Annotated in this window: 16 protein-coding genes; 14 read left to right on the plus strand and 2 right to left on the minus strand. The window is 52.1% G+C overall.

Features of this window, described 5'->3' with window-relative positions:
* Positions 1 to 13 precede the first annotated feature (13 nt).
* Entirely contained in the window at positions 14 to 3,385 is a 3,372-nt protein-coding gene (locus tag CPZ25_RS16965) for a PD-(D/E)XK nuclease family protein (protein WP_096920099.1), read from the plus strand.
* Positions 3,372 to 6,944: a helicase-exonuclease AddAB subunit AddA gene (gene addA, locus CPZ25_RS16970; RefSeq protein ID WP_096920098.1), complete on the plus strand. Its 3,573-nt coding sequence runs from the start codon at positions 3,372 to 3,374 to the stop codon at positions 6,942 to 6,944. Before CPZ25_RS16965 ends, addA begins: the two co-directional genes overlap by 14 nt.
* Before the next feature lie 349 nt (positions 6,945 to 7,293).
* On the opposite strand, the gene CPZ25_RS16975 is transcribed toward addA, so the two are convergent.
* Positions 7,294 to 7,812 carry a methyltransferase family protein gene (locus CPZ25_RS16975; protein WP_058695703.1) on the minus strand — a complete coding sequence of 173 codons (519 nt, stop codon included), beginning with the start codon at positions 7,810 to 7,812 and terminating at the stop codon, positions 7,294 to 7,296.
* An 8-nt stretch (positions 7,813 to 7,820) separates the two neighbouring features.
* Positions 7,821 to 8,960 carry an aldo/keto reductase gene (locus tag CPZ25_RS16980; RefSeq protein WP_096920096.1) on the minus strand — a complete coding sequence of 380 codons (1,140 nt, stop codon included), beginning with the start codon at positions 8,958 to 8,960 and terminating at the stop codon, positions 7,821 to 7,823.
* A 138-nt stretch (positions 8,961 to 9,098) separates the two neighbouring features.
* Between CPZ25_RS16980 and CPZ25_RS16985 the strand changes: the two genes are divergently transcribed.
* The 12 genes from CPZ25_RS16985 to CPZ25_RS17040 all read left to right on the plus strand — a co-directional run bounded on the left by CPZ25_RS16985 (position 9,099) and on the right by CPZ25_RS17040 (position 20,545).
* The gene (locus tag CPZ25_RS16985; RefSeq protein ID WP_058695701.1) at positions 9,099 to 10,013 is read left to right on the plus strand and encodes a bifunctional enoyl-CoA hydratase/phosphate acetyltransferase; all 915 of its coding nucleotides are present in this window, start codon (positions 9,099 to 9,101) and stop codon (positions 10,011 to 10,013) included.
* Positions 10,014 to 10,249: 236 nt separating this feature from the next.
* Positions 10,250 to 11,341 (plus strand): metallophosphoesterase family protein, encoded by a 1,092-nt coding sequence (locus CPZ25_RS16990; protein ID WP_058695700.1) that lies wholly within the window; start codon positions 10,250 to 10,252, stop codon positions 11,339 to 11,341.
* Positions 11,338 to 13,737: an ATP-binding protein gene (locus tag CPZ25_RS16995; protein WP_096920095.1), complete on the plus strand. Its 2,400-nt coding sequence runs from the start codon at positions 11,338 to 11,340 to the stop codon at positions 13,735 to 13,737. Before CPZ25_RS16990 ends, CPZ25_RS16995 begins: the two co-directional genes overlap by 4 nt.
* Before the next feature lie 112 nt (positions 13,738 to 13,849).
* A complete protein-coding gene (locus tag CPZ25_RS17000; RefSeq protein WP_058695698.1) occupies positions 13,850 to 14,209 on the plus strand; it encodes a hypothetical protein in 360 nt (119 codons plus the stop codon).
* Positions 14,199 to 14,615: an ATP-binding protein gene (locus CPZ25_RS17005; RefSeq protein ID WP_058695697.1), complete on the plus strand. Its 417-nt coding sequence runs from the start codon at positions 14,199 to 14,201 to the stop codon at positions 14,613 to 14,615. Before CPZ25_RS17000 ends, CPZ25_RS17005 begins: the two co-directional genes overlap by 11 nt.
* 24 nt (positions 14,616 to 14,639) lie before the next feature.
* Positions 14,640 to 15,998, plus strand: coding sequence for a [Fe-Fe] hydrogenase large subunit C-terminal domain-containing protein (locus tag CPZ25_RS17010; protein ID WP_058695696.1), 1,359 nt, complete (start codon positions 14,640 to 14,642; stop codon positions 15,996 to 15,998).
* Entirely contained in the window at positions 15,995 to 16,327 is a 333-nt protein-coding gene (locus CPZ25_RS17015) for a DRTGG domain-containing protein (RefSeq protein ID WP_074617654.1), read from the plus strand. Before CPZ25_RS17010 ends, CPZ25_RS17015 begins: the two co-directional genes overlap by 4 nt.
* A gap of 1 nt (position 16,328) precedes the next feature.
* Complete coding sequence (locus CPZ25_RS17020; RefSeq protein ID WP_096920094.1) at positions 16,329 to 17,051, plus strand: PHP domain-containing protein; 723 nt, start codon at positions 16,329 to 16,331, stop codon at positions 17,049 to 17,051.
* A gap of 249 nt (positions 17,052 to 17,300) precedes the next feature.
* The gene (nuoE, locus tag CPZ25_RS17025) at positions 17,301 to 17,771 is read left to right on the plus strand and encodes an NADH-quinone oxidoreductase subunit NuoE (RefSeq protein ID WP_058695693.1); all 471 of its coding nucleotides are present in this window, start codon (positions 17,301 to 17,303) and stop codon (positions 17,769 to 17,771) included.
* 13 nt (positions 17,772 to 17,784) lie between these two features.
* Positions 17,785 to 18,333, plus strand: coding sequence for an ATP-binding protein (locus CPZ25_RS17030; protein ID WP_058695692.1), 549 nt, complete (start codon positions 17,785 to 17,787; stop codon positions 18,331 to 18,333).
* A gap of 1 nt (position 18,334) precedes the next feature.
* A complete protein-coding gene (locus tag CPZ25_RS17035) occupies positions 18,335 to 18,733 on the plus strand; it encodes a (2Fe-2S) ferredoxin domain-containing protein (RefSeq protein ID WP_038352188.1) in 399 nt (132 codons plus the stop codon).
* Between the two features lie 12 nt (positions 18,734 to 18,745).
* The gene (locus CPZ25_RS17040) at positions 18,746 to 20,545 is read left to right on the plus strand and encodes an NADH-ubiquinone oxidoreductase-F iron-sulfur binding region domain-containing protein (protein WP_074617656.1); all 1,800 of its coding nucleotides are present in this window, start codon (positions 18,746 to 18,748) and stop codon (positions 20,543 to 20,545) included.
* The last annotated feature ends 5 nt before the right edge of the window (positions 20,546 to 20,550 follow it).

The raw sequence follows: 20,550 nt of genomic DNA on the forward strand, positions 1-20,550 counted from the left end.
GCGGAGGTGCAAAGTGCGAATTAGAGTGATTATCGGCCGTGAAGGCCGTCTGCATATCAATAAAAGTGACTATATTTATGAGGAGATCGGCGCCCGGCTGCAGCGGGGCAGGAGCAAAATGTACCTGCTGGTGCCGGAGCAGTTTACCCTGGGAGCGGAGCGGGAGCTCATGGCCTACAACCGCCTGCCGGGGCTTCTGGGCGCGGATGTGCTCAGCTTTAAGCGTCTGGAATACCGGATTCTCAGCGAGGTGGGCGGCATTGCCAAAACTTTTGTGGATGAACATGGTAAGCAGATGCTTTTGCAGAAGAGCATTCGAGAGGTACAGAAGGACCTGACGGTTTACGGAAAAAGCGCGGGCAGGCTGGGCTTTTTGGAAAATATCTGCGCGTTTATCAGCGAACTCAAGCAGAGTGAGATCACGCCAGAGGCTCTGGAGGCAGCTGAGGCCGAGGTAGGAGAAGGCCGGATTCTCAGCCAGAAGCTGAAGGATATCCGGAAAATCTACAGCGCCTACGCAGCGCTTTTGTCCCATGACCGGATTGATGATGATGACCGGGCAAAGCTTCTGTGCGCCCAGATCCCAAAATCCGATTATCTGGAGCGTTCTCTGATCTGGATCGACGGATTCCACACATTCTCTGGTCAGGATTTCCGGATCATCGAGGCCTTGGCAGCCAAGGCAGACTGTGTGACCATGACGCTGACCCTGGACCCGGATAAGAACGCGCCGGACGCGTCGGCCTTTTACGTGCCGGGCGAGACGCTGAAGCGGATCGAGAAAATGGCCATCGATCTGGGCTTTGAAGCGGAGATCGTTAACCTGGAAACAACAGTGCGGCCAGCGGTTTCAGGATTGGACCATCTGGAGCGCAATCTCTTTGCACTGCGGCCGGCTCCCTATGGGCAGAAGCCAGATGATCTGGCGGTGGTTCAGTGTAAAAATATCTGGAACGAGGTGGAAAAGGGCGCTCAGAAAATCGTTGCGCTGGTGCGTGAGCGGGGCTTCCGCTATCAGGACATTGTGGTGCTGGCAGGTGATATGGAAACCTACGGCGGCTCCATCAAACGGGCCTTTTCGGAGTATGGCATCCCCTTTTTCATGGACGATGTTAAGAAGGTCACCGAGAACAACTTTCTGGAGGCTGTGCTGGCAGCCCTTGAGAGCAACAGAAGCCACTATGCCTACGAGGATATTTTTACCTTTGTCAAAACCGGGTTTGCGCCCATTACGCCAGAGGAGGCTCAGGAGCTTGAGAATTATGTGATCGAGTTTGGCATCCGCGGTAGCGCCTGGGAAAAGCCCTTTGAGCGCCCAAGCGCAGATGAGGCGGTGTCGTTGGAAGCGCTGAACGCGAGCCGCGAGCGGCTCATGGCGCCCTTTATGGCCCTGCGCAAAAGCCTGAGAAAAGCCAGAACCTATGCGGATAAAACAAAAAGCCTGGTGCGTTTTTTAGAGGATATCAAGGCGCCTGAGACCATTGACGGCCTGAGTGAGGCGCTGCGTGAGCGGGGCGATTTTGACAGCATGGGCCTGTACAACCAGATCTGGAACATCCTCATGGAGGTGTTTGACCAGATCAACAGCACTATGGGCGGTGAAAGCACCACCCTGGAAGAGTACATTTCTGTACTGAGCGGGGGATTCCAGTCCTACACCGTGGGAGTGATTCCCAGCCGCCAGGATGTGGTCAATATCACAGACCTGATGCGAAGCCGCCATTCCCAGATGAAAGCCCTGCTGGTCTTTGGCATGAACGAGGGTGTTATTCCGGGGAACAGCCCATCCTTTAACCTTTTATCGGAGCGTGAACGGGACCAGCTGCGAAAACGGGAGATGGAGCTCCAGAACAACAGCGATTTCAGGCGGGCCCAGGAGGATTTTCTGCTCTACAGCCTCTTCGCGGCGCCGAGCGATTATCTGTACCTGTCCTATGCCATGGCCGACGCCGAGGGCGGCACCATTCCGGTATCTCCGCTAATTCCCAGGATACAGGCCGTTTTTCCAAAGCTGACCATCGAAAGCGCGCTGGAAGACACGCTCTCAAAGGAATGGGAAGCCGTGGCAACCCCGGGGGGAACCATGGGCAGCCTCATCGACCATCTGCGTGAGCTGCGCTACGGAAAGGGACCGGCCATGCCTGAGGAGACAAAGCGTCTCTGGCAGACTGTCGGTAAATGGTACGATCAGGACGCTCATTATCACACAGCCTTCCGGCAGATACAGGAGGCCTTGGATTACGAGGGCGTCGACGACCATCTGAGCCAGGGGCAGGCCATCCGGCTTTTTGAGCCGCCCATTCAGGCCAGCGTGTCGCGTCTGGAGCTCTATCGGAAATGCCCATTCTCCCACTATGTGGAATATGGCCTGAGGCCAGTGCCCAGACAGGCGTACGAGGTGGAGCCGCCAGACATTGGCACTGTGCTCCATCAGCTCATTGATGCGGTCTATAAGGAGGCCGAGCGTGAGCAGGTTTCCGTCAGGGACCTGAGTCAGGAAAAGACCGATGCCATGGTGGACGCCATTCTGGACGAAACCCTGCCACAGGTAAGACATCAGGTGTTTAACAGCACGGGCCAGTACCAGTACCTTGGCCGCAAGCTGCGCCGGGTAAGCAAGCGCACCGTCCGCGTGCTGGTGGATCATATGCGCCGCGGGGACTTTGACTTTAAATACAGCGAGCGGCAGTTCAGCCAGATTTTAGAGCTGCCGAGCTTTGATGAGACCGTCAAAGTGCGCGGTGTGATTGACCGCATCGATGTTTATGAGCGCGAGGGCGATACCTTTGTGAAGGTCATCGACTACAAATCCGGCAACAAGTCTCTGAATCTGGCAGAGATTTATTACGGCCTGTCGCTCCAGCTGGCCGTCTACATGGAGGCCGGGCTTGAGATTCTGGAGGGCGATAACCTGATACCGGGCGGCACCTTCTATTTTCACGTGGACGATCCCATGCTCCAGGTAGATAAGCTGGATCCGGAAACGCTGACCGCGGCGCTCAACGATTCTTTTAAGCTTAATGGCATCTATCTGGATGATCCCCGTTTTACCAAAGCTATGGACGCAGAGGCCGATAAAGATTCGGAGGTCATTAGCCTGAAGGCCCGCAACTCCAGGCTGAGCCGGGATGAGTTTGAGGATCTGCTCAGCTATGTGAAGCGTGTGATCATCGAGATGACCGAAAAAATACTGGGCGGCGATATCGCGGTCCGCCCCTATAAAAAGGGAAAGGAAACCGGCTGTGAGTATTGCCCTTACAAGGGGATCTGCCAGTTTGACGAAAGCATCGGCAAGGCGTCCTACGACGTATTGCGCACCAGTATTCCGCGGGATGAATTTATCCAAAAAATAAAGGAAGGAGGCAAAGACAATGAAATGGACTGAGGATCAGCTGAGAGCCATTGAGACCAGAAAGAAAAACCTGCTGGTATCGGCGGCGGCCGGTTCGGGAAAAACCGCGCTGCTCATTGAGCGTATCCGCCGTATTGTGGTGGAGGAAAAGACCAGCGTGGACGCCCTGCTGGTACTCACCTTTACAAGATCGGCGGCGGCGGAAATGAAGGAGCGGCTGAGCGCCGCCCTCATGGCAGAGCTTGAGAGGGAGGACGTGGATTCGGATTTTGTCATCGCGCAGATCAGCCGTCTGGGCGCTGCCTCCATCTCCACCCTCCATGCCTTCTGCAGCCGTCTGGTGAAGGACTACTTTCAGGAGGGCGGCATCGACCCCGAATTTAAGCTGGGCAACGAGACCGAGCTGTCCATCATGGTTCAGGAGGCTCTGGAAACCCTTTTTGAGGAAAAGTACCAGGAGATACCAGAGGATGGCGAGACGCCTTTCAGCCGTCTGGTGGATATGTTTACCAGCAACCGCGATGACCGGGAGCTCAAGAGCCTGGTGGAAAATTTCCACTATTTTCTCGTGACACAGCCAGATTCTGAAAAATGGTGTGCCCGCGCCCTGTCCTATTTTGGGATGGACGCCAGGGACTTTTGGAAAAGCCCCTGGGGGCGGGAGCTGGACAGCCTGATCCGCACGGATATGGAGGGAGCCTACGAGCTGCTGGAAAGCGCATATGCCCTGTGCAGGGATTATGAGGGCTTTGAGAAAACCGCCGCCCAGCTTCAGGAGGACTTCTTCGCTGTGGGTCTTGCCATCGACGCGCTGGAGGAGGGCTACGACGATTTCAGAAAGGCCCTTTCCGGCATCCGCTTTGCCCGCTACAGCGGCAATAAAAAGGCCGACGCCGAGACCAGCGACCACATCAAGGATCTGAGAAACGAGGCCAAGGGCATTATTCAGGGACTGCAGAAGCGGCTGAATCTCGACCTTTCAGAGGCACTCGCTCAGCTTTCAGAAATGCAGGGACCCATGGAGGATCTGGTGGCGCTGACCCGGGATTTCCAGAAAAAGTATCAGCTTAAAAAGGCCGAAAAAAACCTGCTGGATTTCAACGACCTTGAGCAGAGCACTCTGCGTATTTTACAGAATCCCGCCATCGCAGCCGAGGTGCGCGAGCAGTACGAGTACGTGTTTCTGGATGAGTATCAGGATACTAACGATATGCAGGAGGCCATCATCCGGCGGATCGTCCGGGAGGACAACTACTTTATGGTTGGGGACGTCAAACAGAGTATTTACCGTTTCCGTCTGGCCGACCCCACGATTTTCATCGGCAAATATCACCGCTTTGGCCAGGAGACCGACGCGCTCAACGACCTCATTACCCTGAGCCAGAATTTCAGAAGCTGCCAGGGCGTGGTGGACGGCGTCAACACCGTGTTCGAGGCCATTATGAGCCCAGAGCTGGGCGAGATCGAGTACGACGAACGGGCACGGCTTTACAAAGGACTGGATAACGATGGGCCCTATGTCAAAACCCAGGTGCACGTCATCGAAAATAAAACCGATGAGGATACCGACCCCATGGTGGGCGAGATGCCCGCAGTAGAGCTGGAAGCCAGGTTTATTGCAAGGGAAATACAGAGCCGGGTAGGCAAGCCCATTTTCGATACCAAAACCGGCCAGGAACGCCTGCTTCAGTACCGCGATATCGGCGTGCTCATGCGCTCAGTGGCCGGACGGGGCGACGTCTATGCCAAAATCTTTTCAGAGCTGGGGATTCCCGCCTATTTTGACGGCGGTGAACAGTATTACGAATCCATGGAAATCGGTGTGGTCATGAACCTTTTAGACCTCATCGACAACCACCATCAGGACCTGCCGCTGCTCAGCGTGATGACCTCACCCATCGGCGGTTTTAACACCGAAGCGTGCACAGAGATCCGCCTGTTTCAAAAAGAGGGAAGCTACTACGCCGCGGCGGAAAAATACCGGGACGCGCGTGAGGACGCGCTGGCCGCTAAGCTGAAAGCCTTCTATAAAAGGCTGGATGCCTGGCAGTGGGATTCCCGGGTGATGGACATCGAGGATTTTTTGTGGAAGCTGTACCTGGACACAGGCTACTACCATTTTGTGGGCGCTCTGCCTGGCGGCGAGCAGCGGCAGAGCAATCTGCGGGTGCTTTTAAAGCGCGCCGGAGACTATAAGCGCTCCACGCTGCGCGGTTTGTTCTATTTTATCCGTTTTATCGAGCGTATGAAAAAGCACAAGTACGATATGTCGCCGCCGGGAGTGCTCAGTGAGAGTGAGAACGTGGTGCGCATCATGACCATCCACAAAAGCAAGGGGCTGGAGTTTCCGGTGGTTTTCCTGTCCGGTACCGGCAAGCTGTTCAACAAGCGCACCCGGAACCGGGATATCCTGTTTCACAAGGATCTGGGGATCTGCCCGGATTATGTTAATCTGGCGCTGCGTGCAAAAATGCCCACTCTGGCCAAGAACATCTGTCTTGAGAAAAACGAGCTGGAAACCCTGTCCGAGGAAATGCGCCTGCTCTATGTGGCCATGACCCGCGCCCGTGAAAGCCTGGTGGTGGTGGGCATGGTCAAAAATCTGGAATCTAAGCTGGCCGCCTGGTCAGGCCCCGGTGATCTGTACCATCTCAAGAAAGCAGGCGGGCTTTTGGACTGGATCATGCAGGCGCTTTTAAGAAACAGCGCGCCGGAAATCCTAGAGGAGGAAAAACGGCGGCGCCTGAGTCTGCCAAGCTACGATGTCTATTTTTATACGGCTGAGCAGAGTCTGAAGCACCATGTCTCGGAGGATACGGTCGGGGAGCTGATCGAGGAGGCGCAGGCACCCCCGGAGGCCATGTGGCAGGAGGTCTGCCGCCGTCTGAGCTACCGTTATCCCTTTGAAAAGCAGCAGGAGCTGCCGGGTAAGATGACCGTCACCGAGGTTAAACGGCTGAGAACACAGGCCGAGGCTCTGGGCGTGCCGGAAATCCCCGAACGTGTGGCGCTGCCGTCCTTTATGATGGCAGACGCCCGGGAAATTACCGGAGCAGAAAAGGGGACAGCGCTGCATTTTATGATGCAGAACCTGCCGCTTCATAAACTCCGCGCTGTGGCGATGGATACCGAGGCTTTTGAAAGACTGCTTGAGGAGGAGCGGCAGCGGCTCATCGATGAAGAACTGCTGTTGCCTGAGCTGGCTGAGACCATTGATCTTGAGATCATCCGCGGGTTTTTCCAATCTGAGCTTGGAAGGCGTATGCTGGCTGCTGACCGCGTGCGGCGGGAGGTGCCCTTCAACTATCAGTACGACCCCAGGAAGGTTCTGCCAGACTGGCAGAACGCCGAAGCGCCGCTGGTGGTGCAGGGGATGATCGACTGCTGCTTTGAGGAAAACGGAAAATGGATTCTGTTAGATTACAAGACCGACCGCTATTTTGGTGAAGCCGGCCGGCAGCGGCTCATCGACCAGTACCGTCTCCAGATCAATTTCTACGCCGAAGCCCTGGCAAACCTGACGGGTATGCCCGTTGCCGAGCGTATCCTCTGCCTGGTGGCCATAGGAGAGCAGATAAAGGTAGACCGGTAAAGGACAGGGCGTCATGAAACGTTACGTCCTCAAAATGTTAAAGAAGCGGCGCAGTCCGAGACTGGCCTTTTATCCAGATAAAAAAAAGTCCCAGGCGCTGCGGCAAACGGCCAGGAATCGTGCCACTTTTAAGGGAAACGCCGGCCACTGGAGAGATCAGACGCCTGCTTTATTGAAGAAGATACAGGTGTAAAGGCAGTGCCCGCTGTCGCTTTTTTTCTTCCTTAGGTAAAAGGCTTCGTCTCTTGAATTTTCTGACCTGTTAAAGGGAGTAACGAAAGGTTACGTCCTCAAAAAACTCAACCCGTATCGCTGCGATACGGGTTGAGTTTTTATTGGTCCTCAGAACTTAAAGATAACGCCGGACTTTTTTCATATACTGGCGGTACGTGTCTCCAAACTGCGTGAGGCACCAGCGCTCCTCTGAACGGATGATTGAATGGGCAGAACCCTGGAAAACAATGACAAAGCCAAGCAGCAGCCAGGACTGGGTGAGCAGCGCGCAGCCCAGAAAAAAGATGAAATACGCCACATACATGGGATTGCGCGACAGCCGGTAAAGTCCGTTCTGATTAACGCCGCTTTCCGACGGGGACGCAAAATTGACCATTGACACAGCCAGCAGGAGGGTCCCGGCAGAGTAGACCGCCGCGCCGGCATAAAACAATGCTGCCGGCGTGAACTTAATTTTCAAAAAGAACAGGTAAAGAAAAATGGCCGCGTTAGTGATCTGGTAAATCCAATAGGCTGGTTTTTCCTTCTTTAAAAGCGGCGCAAAATGGGCGGCGCGGGCTACTGCCCCTTTATCCAGCAGGGCCAAAAGCCCGAATCGGATGAGGAAAAAGGGCATCAACAATAAAAATCCCATATTATCTGCTAATCCTCATCCATCAGAAAAGCATGGGCTTCCCTCAAAAGCGCCCGGATCTCAAGGCTCTGAGGGCAGTGCTCCTCACACTGGCCGCAGTCTGTGCAGTGGTCGGCCTTGAGTTTGTTCTTGACATTGGTTCGGTATTTCTTCCGGGAGGCTGCCACATCGCCGTACATAAAGGCTTCATTATAATATTTGAAAATCGACGGGATCGGGATGATCTGGGGGCAGCCGTTACAGTAGCGGCATCCTGTGCAGTCTGCCTTCATACGGCCTCTGTAAAAGCTTCGGAGCCTTTCAATCATCTCCTTTTCGTCCTCTGTCAGGCAGCCAGGGGTGTATTTTTCGGCGGCGGCGATGTTTTCCCGCACCTGGCTGAGGTTTGACATTCCGCTGAGCACACAGGTGATCTCGGGCATATTGTACAAATATTTAAACCCGAGCTCCGGCGGGGTAAGGGCAGTGTCAAAGCCCTGCCAGAGGTCTGCCAGATCGCCTTCTGGCTTTGCCGCCAGCTGGCCGCCACGCAGGGGCTCCATGATCATGACCCCCATGCCGCGTTCGTGGGCGGCTTTCAGGCCGGCAAGCCCCGCCTGAAAGCTTTCGTCCATGTAATTGAGCTGGATCTGGACAAAATCAAAGGGATAAGCGTCCAAAATCGGTTCGAATTCAGCGCTGAGATCGTGGAAGGAGAAGCCGAGATAGCGCACCTTTCCAGAGGCCTTTGCCCGATCCATAAAGTCGATGATCCCCAGCTCCAGAAGCTTTTTGAACCGGTAACCATCCAGAGCGTGGAGCAGGTAGAAATCAATATGGTCGGTTTGAAGCCGTCTGAGCTGCTCCTCCAGATAGTTGTCGGCGTCGGCCGGGTCATGGCACTGCCAGCATGGGAGCTTAGTGGCAAGCTGCACCTTGTCCCGCTGCTTTGTCTCAGCCAGAAATTTTCCTAAAAAAGGCTCGCTGGCCTGTTTGTGGTAGGGCCAGGCTGTGTCAAAATAATTGACGCCCGCGTCGATGGCGGCCTGAAGGCATTGGCCCGCTTCCTTTTCGTCGATCAGCTTTTCGTTGTCGTATTGAATGGGAAAACGCATGGCGCCAAAGCCCAGCTGAGAGAGTTCGAGGTCTTTAAATGGACGGTATTGCATATTTCGCTCCTTTTTTTTATTCTTTTTGAATCTTTTTTTACTTTTTTGCTTAAAAATGGGTATAGATTACATTATAACATGACTCTTCAATTTTTACATCGAAAGACATTACAGATAGAATGAAAGCGAGGTTTTACAATGTACCGTTTTGATGAAATAAAGGATCGGCTGACCGAAATGGCCAGAGTACGTAAAAAGGTGGTTGCGGTTGCGGCCGCAGGTGATAAAGTGGTTCTGGAGACCATAAAGATCATGAACGAGCACGGCTTTGGTCGGGCGATTTTGGTGGGGGACGCTGATAAGATCAAGCAATATGCCAAGGAGGTTGGCTGTGATCTCAGCGAAAACACCATTGTGGACGAAAAGGATGAGAAGCGCGCCGCGGCGCTGGCAGTGGCCAGGGTAAGAGACGGCGAGGCCGATATCCTGATGAAGGGGCTCCTTCAGACCAAAACCTATTTGCAGGCGATTCTGAACCGTGATCATGGGCTGCGGACCGGCAAGCTTTTAAACGCGGTAACTGCCTTTGAAGCGCCGCACCTGGACCGGATGATTCTGGCAACAGACTGTGGCATGATCGTTGCGCCGAGCCTGAAGGATAAAATCGAGATGATCGGCAATGCCACAAGACTGGCAAACGCGCTGGGCTGCCGCCATCCGAAGGTATCCTGTGTGAGCGCGGTGGAAACCGTTAACGACAATATGCCTGACGGCATCGACGCGGCTATTCTGTCAAAAATGAATGAGCGCGGCCAGATCAAGGGCTGTGTGATTGACGGCCCCCTGTCCATGGACCTTTCGATTTCCGAGCATTCAGTCAGGCATAAGGGCGTTATCAGCCCGGTGGCAGGACAGGCGGATATCCTGCTCATGCCCAATTTGCAGGCAGGTAATATTTTCTGGAAAACCATGACCTACATGGCCGGCGCCCAGAGCGGCGCGGTGATCATGGGAACCGCCAAACCGGCGGTGCTCACCTCCAGAGCTGACTCCGCCGACGCGAAAGTCAACTCCATGGCCCTGGCAATGATGCTGGGAACGCTGTACGACTAAGTAGCCCTTTCTGAGTCTCCCTGACCGGGAGACTTTTTTAAATTTAAAATAAAGCGCTGGCGGCGCCAGCGGCCAATCTAAGGAAAAGGCGCAGAAATTTGCCTTTAAAGCCGCTTTATTTTATAATAGTACAAGAATAACATCGGAAACCTGGGCGATTTTGAACTTTTTCGTTTTCAATTGCCTTGTATCATGGTATAATTTAAGAACAAATATTCGCATTGGAGGCAACTTAGATGAAGGTATCTTTCATACATACAGGTGATTTGCACATGGGCCGCCAGTTCCATTTTAACCGGCGTGGAGACATATACGGGAAAAATAAACGGCTGGACCTCTGGGAGACCTTTGAAAAAATACTCAATACCGCAGAAAAGAACCAGATCGACCTGCTGCTGATCGCCGGGGATCTTTTCGACTCCGATGAAGTGGACATGATGGAAATTGAGCGGGTGGCGGAAAAGTTCTCACGCCTCACCACCACCCGGGTGGTTATCTGCGCGGGCAATCATGACTGTTACAGCAGTCTGTCCCTTTTCGGCCTGGTGGACTGGCCAGACAACGTGACCCTGTTTAAAACCGGCAAACTGGAATCCGTCTATTTTCCAGACCTTAAAACCGAGGTCTATGGCATGTCCTGGGTCAAAAAAGCCTATACCGACCTGCCCTTTCCGCGGGGGATCGCCGTTAATCCGGAGTGCAATAATATTCTGATGCTTCACGGCGACGCCTACAGCAGGCAGACCGATTACCTGCCCATCGACGTATCGGATTTTTCCAATTTTGATTATGTGGCCCTGGGCCATATCCACAAGCCAGAGTATCTGACTGAGACCGCCGCCTACTGCGGCAGCCCGGAAGGACTGAGTTTTGGCGAGAGCGGTGATCACGGCGTCATCGTCGGCAAGATCGACACGCACAAATGTGTCAGTGAGTTTGTACCCATCCAGAAGCGCCGCTACGTGGATCTGGAAGTTGAGGTAACACCCGAGATGAGCTTTGATACGATCAAGGACCGGATTCTCGCCTGTGATACAGAGGAAAACCGGATGAAGAACTACTACCGGGTTACCCTGAAAGGCTATGTGGACCCGGAGGTTTCTGTGGACTGGCTTAAGGATGAATTACAGCCGTCCTTTTACTATTTTGAACTGAACGACAAGGAGCTCGAAATCGATCTGGATATTGACCTGCTGCTCAAGGAAAACAGGGACAATATGATCGGTAAATTCATACAGGAGATGCTTCTTGAGGAAGCGTCTCCCATCACTAAAAAAGCCCTGTACTACGGTTTGGAAGGGATATTAAAGGAAAAGGTAATTCTATGAAAATAAAAACGCTGATACTGACATCTTTTGGAAAATTTAAGGACCGGGTCATTGAGGTTGACGATGGGTTTAACCTGGTCTATGGTGAAAACGAAGCTGGAAAATCCACGGTGCAGCACTTTATTGAAGGGATGCTGTTCGGGTTTTACAAGCCCTACCGCAAAAAGCGGACCTACTCCGAGGAGTTCGAGCGCTTTAAGCCATGGGGCAGTGACACCTACTGCGGCGCCATGGTCATGGAGCAGGACGACGGCCGGGAAATCCGGATTGAGCGCGACTTTCTGAAAAAGCAGGACGGGGTTAAAATTTATGACAACGTCACCGGGGAGGACATCACCGCCCTTTATCCCTACGATAACGTCACCCGGCAGAATCTGCCGCTGGGCGATCTGAAGATTAACTCTGTGGTGTATAATAACACCGTGAACATCAAGCAGATGGCCTCCGCCTCCGATGCCGACCTGGCAAAGGAAGTGAACGACCGCCTCATTGAGCTGGGAACCGCCCAGAAGGAGGAGATCTCGCTCAACCGCGTCATGGGCTATCTGGAAAATAAGAAAAAATCCATCGGAAACTATGGCCAGAGCAAATCCAACTACGGTATGGCCGTGCGGGAGCTTAAGGATCTGGAGCGGGCACTGGACGAGGGCGAGCGTGTCTACAATGTGATTCAGAAAAACCAGAAGCGTATCCAGCAGTATAAGAAAAAAATCGAGGCAGCCCAGAGCAAATGCCGGAACCAGTCCGAAAAAACACAGGCCAAGACCCGCGAGGAGCTTAAAAACATGCGTGAAAAGGTCCGTGAGATCAGAAGCGAGGGTGAGGCGCTCAGCAGCCGCCTGGCAGAGCTTGAAAAATACGAGGACTTTGACACCCGCACCTACGGGCGGCTTAAAATCTTGCAGAGCAATCTGGAAGGGGCCGGGGAGCGCATCAAGACGCTGTCCCGCGAAATTGAAGCGCTTGAGAGCAAATGTCAGGATATTACCGGCCGCTGCAACCGCATTAAGCGCAGCCTGAAGGGGCTGAGCCGCAACGAGGTGCAGATGGATTATCAGAAGTACCAGTACGCGCTGGAAAACCCCAGCGTGATCGAGCGGGAGCAGGAGCATATTGAAGTGCAGGTCTCTACCCTGAACCGGGTATCCAACGGCATGCTCATTCTGCTCATGGTGCTGGGCGCCATTCTGGTGCTGGTCACCGCCATTAATCCGGGGAACTTTCTCACCGGCGCAGTGCTGGTATTTGTGAACTTCCTGGGCTGGTTTTTGGGACTGGGCGGCGCGGCTCTGATGATCTACAAAATGAAATCACCGGGCGGTCTGGAGCCTGAAACTGCGGAGGACATGCAGGAGGAATACGATGAGGTGCCGCTGAGTGCTGTGGAAGCCATTTTGCAGAAATACGGCAAAAATACTCCGGAAGAATATGAAGCTTTTGTGCGTAAGGCCGAGGAAATTTTTAACCGTCTTGACAAGCTGACCATGGATGAAAATGTGTTCCTCACACAGGTTGAGAACAAGAAAAAAGAGCTGGAAGAGGTTCTCGACAACCAGGCAAGCTTTGAAATGGAGCTGAGCGAAGAGCTGGAAGAGGCCGGTGTGGAAAACATCGAAGCCTACAACGAGGGCTGCCAGTATAAAAGTGAGCTTGAAAAGGTCCGGGCAGAGCTTGCGGCCAATAAGCGCCTTTACGATGAGCTGGGCGGCGGCAATATGATTAAGGTTGACCCCGACGCCGGTGAGGAGGACAATCCTGTTATCATGGTGGCGCCGGACGGTGAAAAGATCCGCGCCCGCGAAGCGCTGCTGGCCTTTAACCAGGAGGTTTCCAGGCTTCAGGGTGAAAACAGCATGCTCATCAGCAGTGTGAGCAATCCGGTGGAAACCCGGGAAAAAATCGAAACCCTTAAAAATCAGATCAGTGAATATGAAGAAGACCTCCGGGCCTGCGATATGGCGCTGGATATCTTCGGCCGGCTCTCCAAGGAAACGCATTATGACTGCGCGCCGGTGCTCAATGATAAAATCGGCGATGTGCTGCACAGCATCACCCGTAAATATAAGGAAGTTAAAATTGATGACAAGCTTCAGGTGAGGGTTGTGAGCCCGGAAAACGGCGATCTTCTGGATATTGAGAAGCTGAGCGGCGGCACCATCGACCAGATTTACTTTGCGCTGCGCTTTGGCGTGGGCAATGTGCTTGAATTTGACAAATCCCTGCCCTTTGTGCTGGACGACCCGTTTGTGCAGTATGATCTGGCGAGAAAAACCGAAGCGGTACGCTTTCTCTGGAATATCAGCCAGGGACAGCAGGTTCTGCTGTTTACCTGCAGCGGCGATGAAAAACGGATTCTGGACCATAATGAGCTGAGCTACAGCGGCATTATTTTATGACGCCAGGGCCAAAGGGGCGTGTGTTTTACGTCTGTGTGAAAAACATGCCCCTGAGCCCCAAAGGCATCACACGACCAAATATCTTTAAGTAATTTTTGAGGGGAGAACAAAAATGAAGTTACAGGAAGTCAAGGAACTACTGAACGCACGGGTTTTAACAGGAGAAGAGCATCTGGATGAGGATGTGTACGTAGCCTGCGGCTGCGACCTCATGAGCGATGTGCTTCGGTACGCCAAGGAGGATGGCATACTGCTCACCGGGCTTGTGAACAAGCAGGTTTTTAATACCGTGGACATGGCAAACATGCACAGCATTGTTTTTGTCAGAAGCAAGGTGCCGGGTGAGGAGCTGCTGGAAATGGCCGAGGACATTGACATGCTGATCATGACCACCGATTACCCGCTGTTTGAATCCTGCGGAATCTTATACCACAACGGACTTAAGGGGGCAATACCGAAAAATGAGCTATGAATTGGTATTTGATGTAGAAAAGGGAGATTTTGAAAAGGCCGGTGAGGCTTCACGCAAAATAAAGCGGAGCCTCCAGCAGCTCGGCATCAGCAGCAAGGTGATCCGCCATATCGCCATTGCCGGATATGAGGGCGAGATGAATATCGCCATCCATTCCGACGGCGGGCAGATCATTTTAGAGGTGGATGAAAACGCTGTAACCCTGCGTCTGGAGGATGTGGGGCCAGGGATTCCCAATGTGGATCTGGCGATGACCGAGGGATGGTCAACCGCCAGTGACAAGGTCCGTGAAATGGGCTTTGGCGCAGGGATGGGGCTGCCGAATATGGAAAAAAATGCAGATGACTTTGAGATACATTCAAAGGTAGGAGAAGGAACAAAAATAAAGATGTATTTCAAATTGTAAAATCTGGGGGATGAGGTGAAACTGATGGATAAATTAATGCATTCGGTGTATCTGGATAAAGACAAGTGCCTGGGGTGCACAACCTGTCTGAGATCCTGTCCGACCGGCGCTATCCGCGTGCGGGAGGGCAAGGCCAAGATCATCGAGTCAAAGTGCATTGACTGTGGCGAGTGTATCCGGGTCTGCCCGCACCACGCGAAAATGGCAAAAACCGATCCGCTCTCCAAAATCAAGGACTATAAGTACACGGTCGCCATTCCGGCGCCGACGCTGCTGGGGCAGTTTAAGATGAAATACTCCATCGACCGCATTTTATCAGCGCTCAAATCACTGGGCTTTGACGAAATTGTGGAGGTGGCCTTTGGCGCCGAGATCATCGGCCGGGCCATCAAGTATGAGTTTACAGCCAAACACTATCCGAAGCCGATGATTTCATCGGCCTGTCCGGCGGTGGCGAAGCTGATTCAGGTGCGTTTTCCGGAGCTGACAGGCAACATTAACCGGCTGAAGGCGCCCATGGGGCTGACCGCGAGGATTACGCGAAAACGTTTGATTGAGAGTAAAAAACTCAGGAGTGAGGATATCGGGATATTCTTTATAACACCCTGCGCCGCCAAGGCCACAGAGGTGAGCAACCCGCTGCCAAGCGACGATTTGTTTTCAACCATTGACGGCGCCATTGCCATCAAGGATATTTACGCGCCGCTGATGGGCGCCATGAAAACTGTCGAGGTGGAGGATGGGATTCATAATTCATCGGCTGAGGGCTTCAGCTGGGCAGTGTCCGGCGGGGAGAGCAGCTATCTGAAAAACAAAAAAGTGCTGCATGTGGACGGAATTTCCAATGTCATCAAGGTCCTTGAGGAGATTGAAAATGGCAAGCTTGACAACATCGATTTTTTTGAGGGGCTCGCCTGTCTGGGCGGCTGCGTTGGCGGCTGTCTGACCGTAGAGAATAATTTTGTGGCCAAAATGTATATTGAGGAGAGAGCTAAGCTGGAGCGCATGGATTCCCATAAGCATCTGGAGGAGGCCTATATCAAAAACCTGTACAATACCGGCATGATGCATCAGAAGGAAAAGCTGATGCCGCGCGGCCCCAAGCCTCTGGATGAGGATATGGGAGAGGCCATCAAAAAAATGCATGCCATCGAGGAACTGGAAGCCAAACTTCCGGGGCTGGACTGCGGCTCCTGCGGCGCGCCGGGCTGCCGGGCGCTGGCCGAGGACATCGTTATGGGCAATGCCCGTGAGATTGACTGTGTCTTCGTTTTGAAGGACCGTGTTCTGGAGCTTTCAAAGCTCACAAGTGAACTGCTTCAAGTGGGGCATCCCATGAAGAATAAAAATGAAAATAATGAGGAAACCGAGGAGGAAAAATGAACGTAAAAGAACTGCTGGCGGACGAACGCTTTGTCTGCGCCAACGATACTGTATCCCTGGACCGTGAGATCGAGAGCGGCTACGTGGGCGACCTGCTGAGCTGGGTGATGGCCAATGCGGATAATAACTGCGCGTGGGTGACGATCCAGACGCACATGAATATCATCGCTGTGGCGACACTTTTAGAGATGGCCTGCATTATTATTCCTGAGGGCGCGGAAATTGAAGAAGACACCCTGGCCAAGGCTACGGAGGAAAATATTCCGATCATTACCACTGAAATGAACGCTTATCAGGTTTGTACCTTCCTGGGAGAAAAAGGCATCTGAAATGAGCACTGTCGCCATTGATCTGCACATGCACTCTGTCCTGTCACCTTGCGGCGATATGGGCATGACCCCTAACAACATCGTGGGCATGGCTCTGCTGAAGGAGGTTGACTACATTGCGCTGACCGATCATAATACCGCTAAAAACCTGCCCGCCCTTTTTGAAGTGGCAAAGGGCGAGGGCCTGTGCGTGCTGCCGGGCATCGAGGTAACCACCAAGGAGGAAGCCCATATTCTGGCATATTTTGATACCCTGGAGGGTGCGATGGCGCTGGATGCCATCTTGTATGAGCATCTGCCGGATATCCCCAATAAACCCGATTATTTTGGCCCACAGTACATTTTAGACGCTGAGGATGAGATTACCGGTGAAGTGGACAAGCTGCTGATCTCAGCGACGGATATTGGCATTGATGAGCTGGCCGAAATGGTTAAGCCGCTGGGCGGGATTATCGTACCAGCCCACATCGACAGGAAATCCTACAGTATTATGGTATCACTGGGGTTTATCCCGCCGGATCTGCCGGTAAAGACTGTGGAACTGTCCAAGGCAACGACTGTGGAAGAGGCAAAAAAGAAGTTTCGTTTTTTCAGGGAATACCAGTTTATTCACGGCTCCGACGCCCATCAGCTGGAGGACATGGCCGAACGTGAATATTTCATTGATCTGCCAGATTTAAGAAAATCCACTTTGATTGAATATTTAGGCGGAACAACAGAATAAAGGTAAAAAATTGCTATTTTGAAAGCGCCTGAAAAAAACAGTTCTGTTTTTTTAGGGTCAAAAATGGGAAAGAGTAATATTTTAACTTGTATATACTGGTATTTTCTTGTTCGAACGTGTTCTTAAGCTAATATTTAAGGTAAAAGATTACATTTAAAAATGTTAAGTAAATAACGAAGACTGTGCTATAATAGAATAGTAAAAATTGAGCAATAAATGAGGATTGCGAAAACAAGAGGAGGATTTAAGTTGGCTGAATTAGTACCTATTGACAATTTGGATGTTGTAAAGGAAATCGTTGCTGAACACCGTGACGTTCCAGGCTGTCTGATGCAGATTCTGCAGGAAACACAGGAAAAATACGGTTATCTGCCCATCGAGCTGCAGCAAACCATTGCAGATGAACTCGATATTCCTTTAACAGAAGTGTATGGGGTAGCAACATTTTACTCCCAGTTTACCTTAAAGCCAAAGGGCAAGTACAAAATTGGCGTCTGTTTGGGGACAGCGTGCTATGTAAAAGGCTCTCAGGCTATTCTGGACAAGGTTACCGATACCCTTGGTCTGGCTGTTGGCGACACCACAGAGGACGGCAAGTTCTCAGTCGACGCAACGCGTTGTGTAGGCGCCTGCGGTCTGGCTCCGGTTATGAGTATCAATGAAGATGTCTACGGACGCTTGAGTGTAAACGAAGTAAAAGACATTCTCGCAAAATACTGATTAGGGCTTAACCATGAAAGAGTTATCGCTGCATATACTGGACATTACACAGAATTCCATTCGGGCGGGCGCAAGTCTGGTAAAATTAACCATTAATGAAAACGTAGACGATAATCTGCTTGAGATTATCATTGAGGATAATGGTAAGGGAATACCAGCCGATAAGCTGCCAAATATTACCGATCCTTTTGTAACCACGCGGACCACAAGGCGTGTAGGCCTTGGTCTTTCGCTGTTTAAGGATGCGGCCGAAGGCTGTGACGGCCGGTTTGAGATCCAGTCAGAGGAAAATGTAGGAACGCGGGTTTACGCATCTTTCGCCTATGACCACATTGACCGGATGCCGCTGGGAAATATGCCCGACAGTGTTATCACCATGCTCATGTCCTTTGGGGAGGCTGAGCTTGTATATGTACAGAGGTATAACGAGCGTGAATTTGTATTTGACTCAAGAGAGATCAAGGAGATTCTCGGGGAAGACAGCCTCATGAATGATCCGGATGTTTTAAACTGGATCAGGGGCTATGTTGAAGAAGGACTCGAAGAAATTACGGAGGAGTAAAATGAAGAAATCCTTAGAAGAATTAAAAGCGATCAGAAGCAAGAAACTTGAAGAAATTAATCTGAGAAAAGGCAAAGATGGCTACCGTGTGGTTGTTGGGATGGCAACCTGTGGGATCGCCGCCGGTGCCAGACCTGTTATGGTCAAATTAATGGAAGAAGTGGAAACACAGGGCTTAAAGGACGTTACCGTTGCCCAGACTGGCTGTATTGGCGTTTGCCGTCTTGAACCCATTGTCGAAGTTTACAATCCGGAAGGTGAAAAGGTTACCTATGTCAAAATGACGCCGGAAAAAGTACAGCGCATTGTGGACGAACATCTGAAAAACGGCAAAGTAGTCGAAGAATACACCATGACCATCGTTGACGGAAAAGTCATCGAACCCGTCAAACAGGCATAAGGAGGAAGGTAAATGGCTTTTAAACGCTCGCAGATTCTGCTTTGTGGTGGGACTGGCTGTACATCTTCCGGCTCCCAGACACTGGTAAAAGAATTCAAAAAAGAACTGATCAAACATGAATTAATGGACGAAGTTGAACTTGTCATAACGGGTTGTTTTGGCCTGTGTGAGCTTGGTCCTGTTGTAATCGTATATCCTGAAGGCACTTTCTACAGCCGTGTCGAACCAAGTGATATTCCAGAACTGGTTGAAGAACATTTGGTAAAAGGCCGTCCGCTGGAAAGACTGATCTACTCCGAAAAGAAAGAAGGCGAACATCCGCTTTCAATCAATGAACTCGGTTTTTATAAAAAACAGAAACGTATTGCGCTTGCCAACTGCGGCGTTATCGACCCTGAAGACATTGAAGAATATATTGCTTTTGACGGTTATATGGCCCTCGAAAAGGTACTGTTCAAAATGACGCCTCAGGAAGTTATCGACGAAGTCAAGGCTTCCGGACTCCGCGGCCGTGGGGGCGGCGGTTTCCCAACTGGTTTAAAATGGCAGTTCGCTTACAACGCTGATTCACCGGACGGGGTAAAATTCGTAGCCTGTAACGCCGATGAAGGTGACCCTGGCGCGTTTATGGACCGTTCCGTTCTGGAAGGTGACCCGCACCGCCTTATTGAGGCCATGGCCATTGCCGCTTACGCTATCGGCGCGCAGAAAGGCTATGTCTATGTCCGTGCTGAGTACCCGATCGCTGTTAAGCGTCTCCAGATTGCCATCGACCAGGCAAAAGACTACGGCCTGCTAGGGGACAATGTCTTCGACACAGACTTCAGCTTTGATCTGGAAATCCGTCTGGGCGCCGGCGCTTTTGTCTGCGGTGAGGAAACCGCGCTCATGAACTCTGTCGAAGGTAAACGTGGCGAACCAAGACCAAGACCGCCGTTCCCGGCTAACAAGGGTCTTTTTGAACGTCCGACGGTTCTGAACAACGTTGAAACCTACGCGAATATTCCGACCATTATCTTAGAAGGTGCGGAATCCTTCGCTTCTGTTGGTACAGAAAAATCCAAAGGCACCAAGGTATTTGCCCTTGGCGGTAAAATTAACAACACCGGTCTTCTTGAAATCCCCATGGGGACAACACTCAGAGAAGTTATTTATGAAATCGGCGGCGGTATTCCCAACGGCAAGGCCTTCAAGGCAGCCCAGACAGGCGGCCCCTCCGGCGGGTGTATCCCAAGCTCCGAGCTGGATATCCCCATCGATTATGACAACCTCATCAGTATCGGCGCCATGATGGGCTCCGGCGGTCTCATCGTTATGGATGAAGACAACTGTATGGTTGACGTTGCCCGTTTCTTCCTCGATTTTACCCAGGACGAATCCTGTGGTAAGTGCCCGCCGTGCCGTATTGGTACAAAGCGTATGCTTGAAATCCTCGAACGTATCTGTGACGGCAAGGGTGAAGAAGGCGATATCGAACGTCTTGAAGAACTGGCAGAAGGTATCAAGGCTTCCGCGCTCTGCGGCCTGGGCCAGACAGCCCCGAACCCGGTATTATCCACCATCAAATATTTCAGAGATGAATATGAAGCCCACATCTACGAAAAGAGATGTCCGGCCGGCGTCTGCCGTAACCTGCTGAACTATGTCATCGACGAAGAAAAATGTAAAGGCTGCGGTATCTGTGCCAAGAAGTGTCCGGGCGACGCGATCACCGGCGAAAAGAAAAAACCGCATGTTATCGACGCAGCGAAGTGCGTGAAATGTGGCGCCTGTATTGAAGCCTGCCCGTTTAACGCGATTGCGAAAGCCTGATCGGA

This window comes from Eubacterium maltosivorans (assembly GCF_002441855.2).
In the GTDB taxonomy this organism is placed as follows: domain Bacteria; phylum Bacillota; class Clostridia; order Eubacteriales; family Eubacteriaceae; genus Eubacterium; species Eubacterium maltosivorans.

What these genes read in the sequence shown, in the direction of transcription:
- addA (WP_096920098.1), top strand. Translation starts at nt 3,372, where the DNA reads ATGAAATGGACTGAGGATCAGCTGAGAGCCATTGAGACCAGAAAGAAA.
- CPZ25_RS16975 (WP_058695703.1), bottom strand. Translation starts at nt 7,812, where the DNA reads ATGGGATTTTTATTGTTGATGCCCTTTTTCCTCATCCGATTCGGGCTT.
- CPZ25_RS16980 (WP_096920096.1), bottom strand. Translation starts at nt 8,960, where the DNA reads ATGCAATACCGTCCATTTAAAGACCTCGAACTCTCTCAGCTGGGCTTT.
- CPZ25_RS16985 (WP_058695701.1), top strand. Translation starts at nt 9,099, where the DNA reads ATGTACCGTTTTGATGAAATAAAGGATCGGCTGACCGAAATGGCCAGA.
- CPZ25_RS16990 (WP_058695700.1), top strand. Translation starts at nt 10,250, where the DNA reads ATGAAGGTATCTTTCATACATACAGGTGATTTGCACATGGGCCGCCAG.
- CPZ25_RS16995 (WP_096920095.1), top strand. Translation starts at nt 11,338, where the DNA reads ATGAAAATAAAAACGCTGATACTGACATCTTTTGGAAAATTTAAGGAC.
- CPZ25_RS17000 (WP_058695698.1), top strand. Translation starts at nt 13,850, where the DNA reads ATGAAGTTACAGGAAGTCAAGGAACTACTGAACGCACGGGTTTTAACA.
- CPZ25_RS17005 (WP_058695697.1), top strand. Translation starts at nt 14,199, where the DNA reads ATGAGCTATGAATTGGTATTTGATGTAGAAAAGGGAGATTTTGAAAAG.
- CPZ25_RS17010 (WP_058695696.1), top strand. Translation starts at nt 14,640, where the DNA reads ATGGATAAATTAATGCATTCGGTGTATCTGGATAAAGACAAGTGCCTG.
- CPZ25_RS17015 (WP_074617654.1), top strand. Translation starts at nt 15,995, where the DNA reads ATGAACGTAAAAGAACTGCTGGCGGACGAACGCTTTGTCTGCGCCAAC.
- CPZ25_RS17020 (WP_096920094.1), top strand. Translation starts at nt 16,329, where the DNA reads ATGAGCACTGTCGCCATTGATCTGCACATGCACTCTGTCCTGTCACCT.
- CPZ25_RS17030 (WP_058695692.1), top strand. Translation starts at nt 17,785, where the DNA reads ATGAAAGAGTTATCGCTGCATATACTGGACATTACACAGAATTCCATT.
- CPZ25_RS17035 (WP_038352188.1), top strand. Translation starts at nt 18,335, where the DNA reads ATGAAGAAATCCTTAGAAGAATTAAAAGCGATCAGAAGCAAGAAACTT.
- CPZ25_RS17040 (WP_074617656.1), top strand. Translation starts at nt 18,746, where the DNA reads ATGGCTTTTAAACGCTCGCAGATTCTGCTTTGTGGTGGGACTGGCTGT.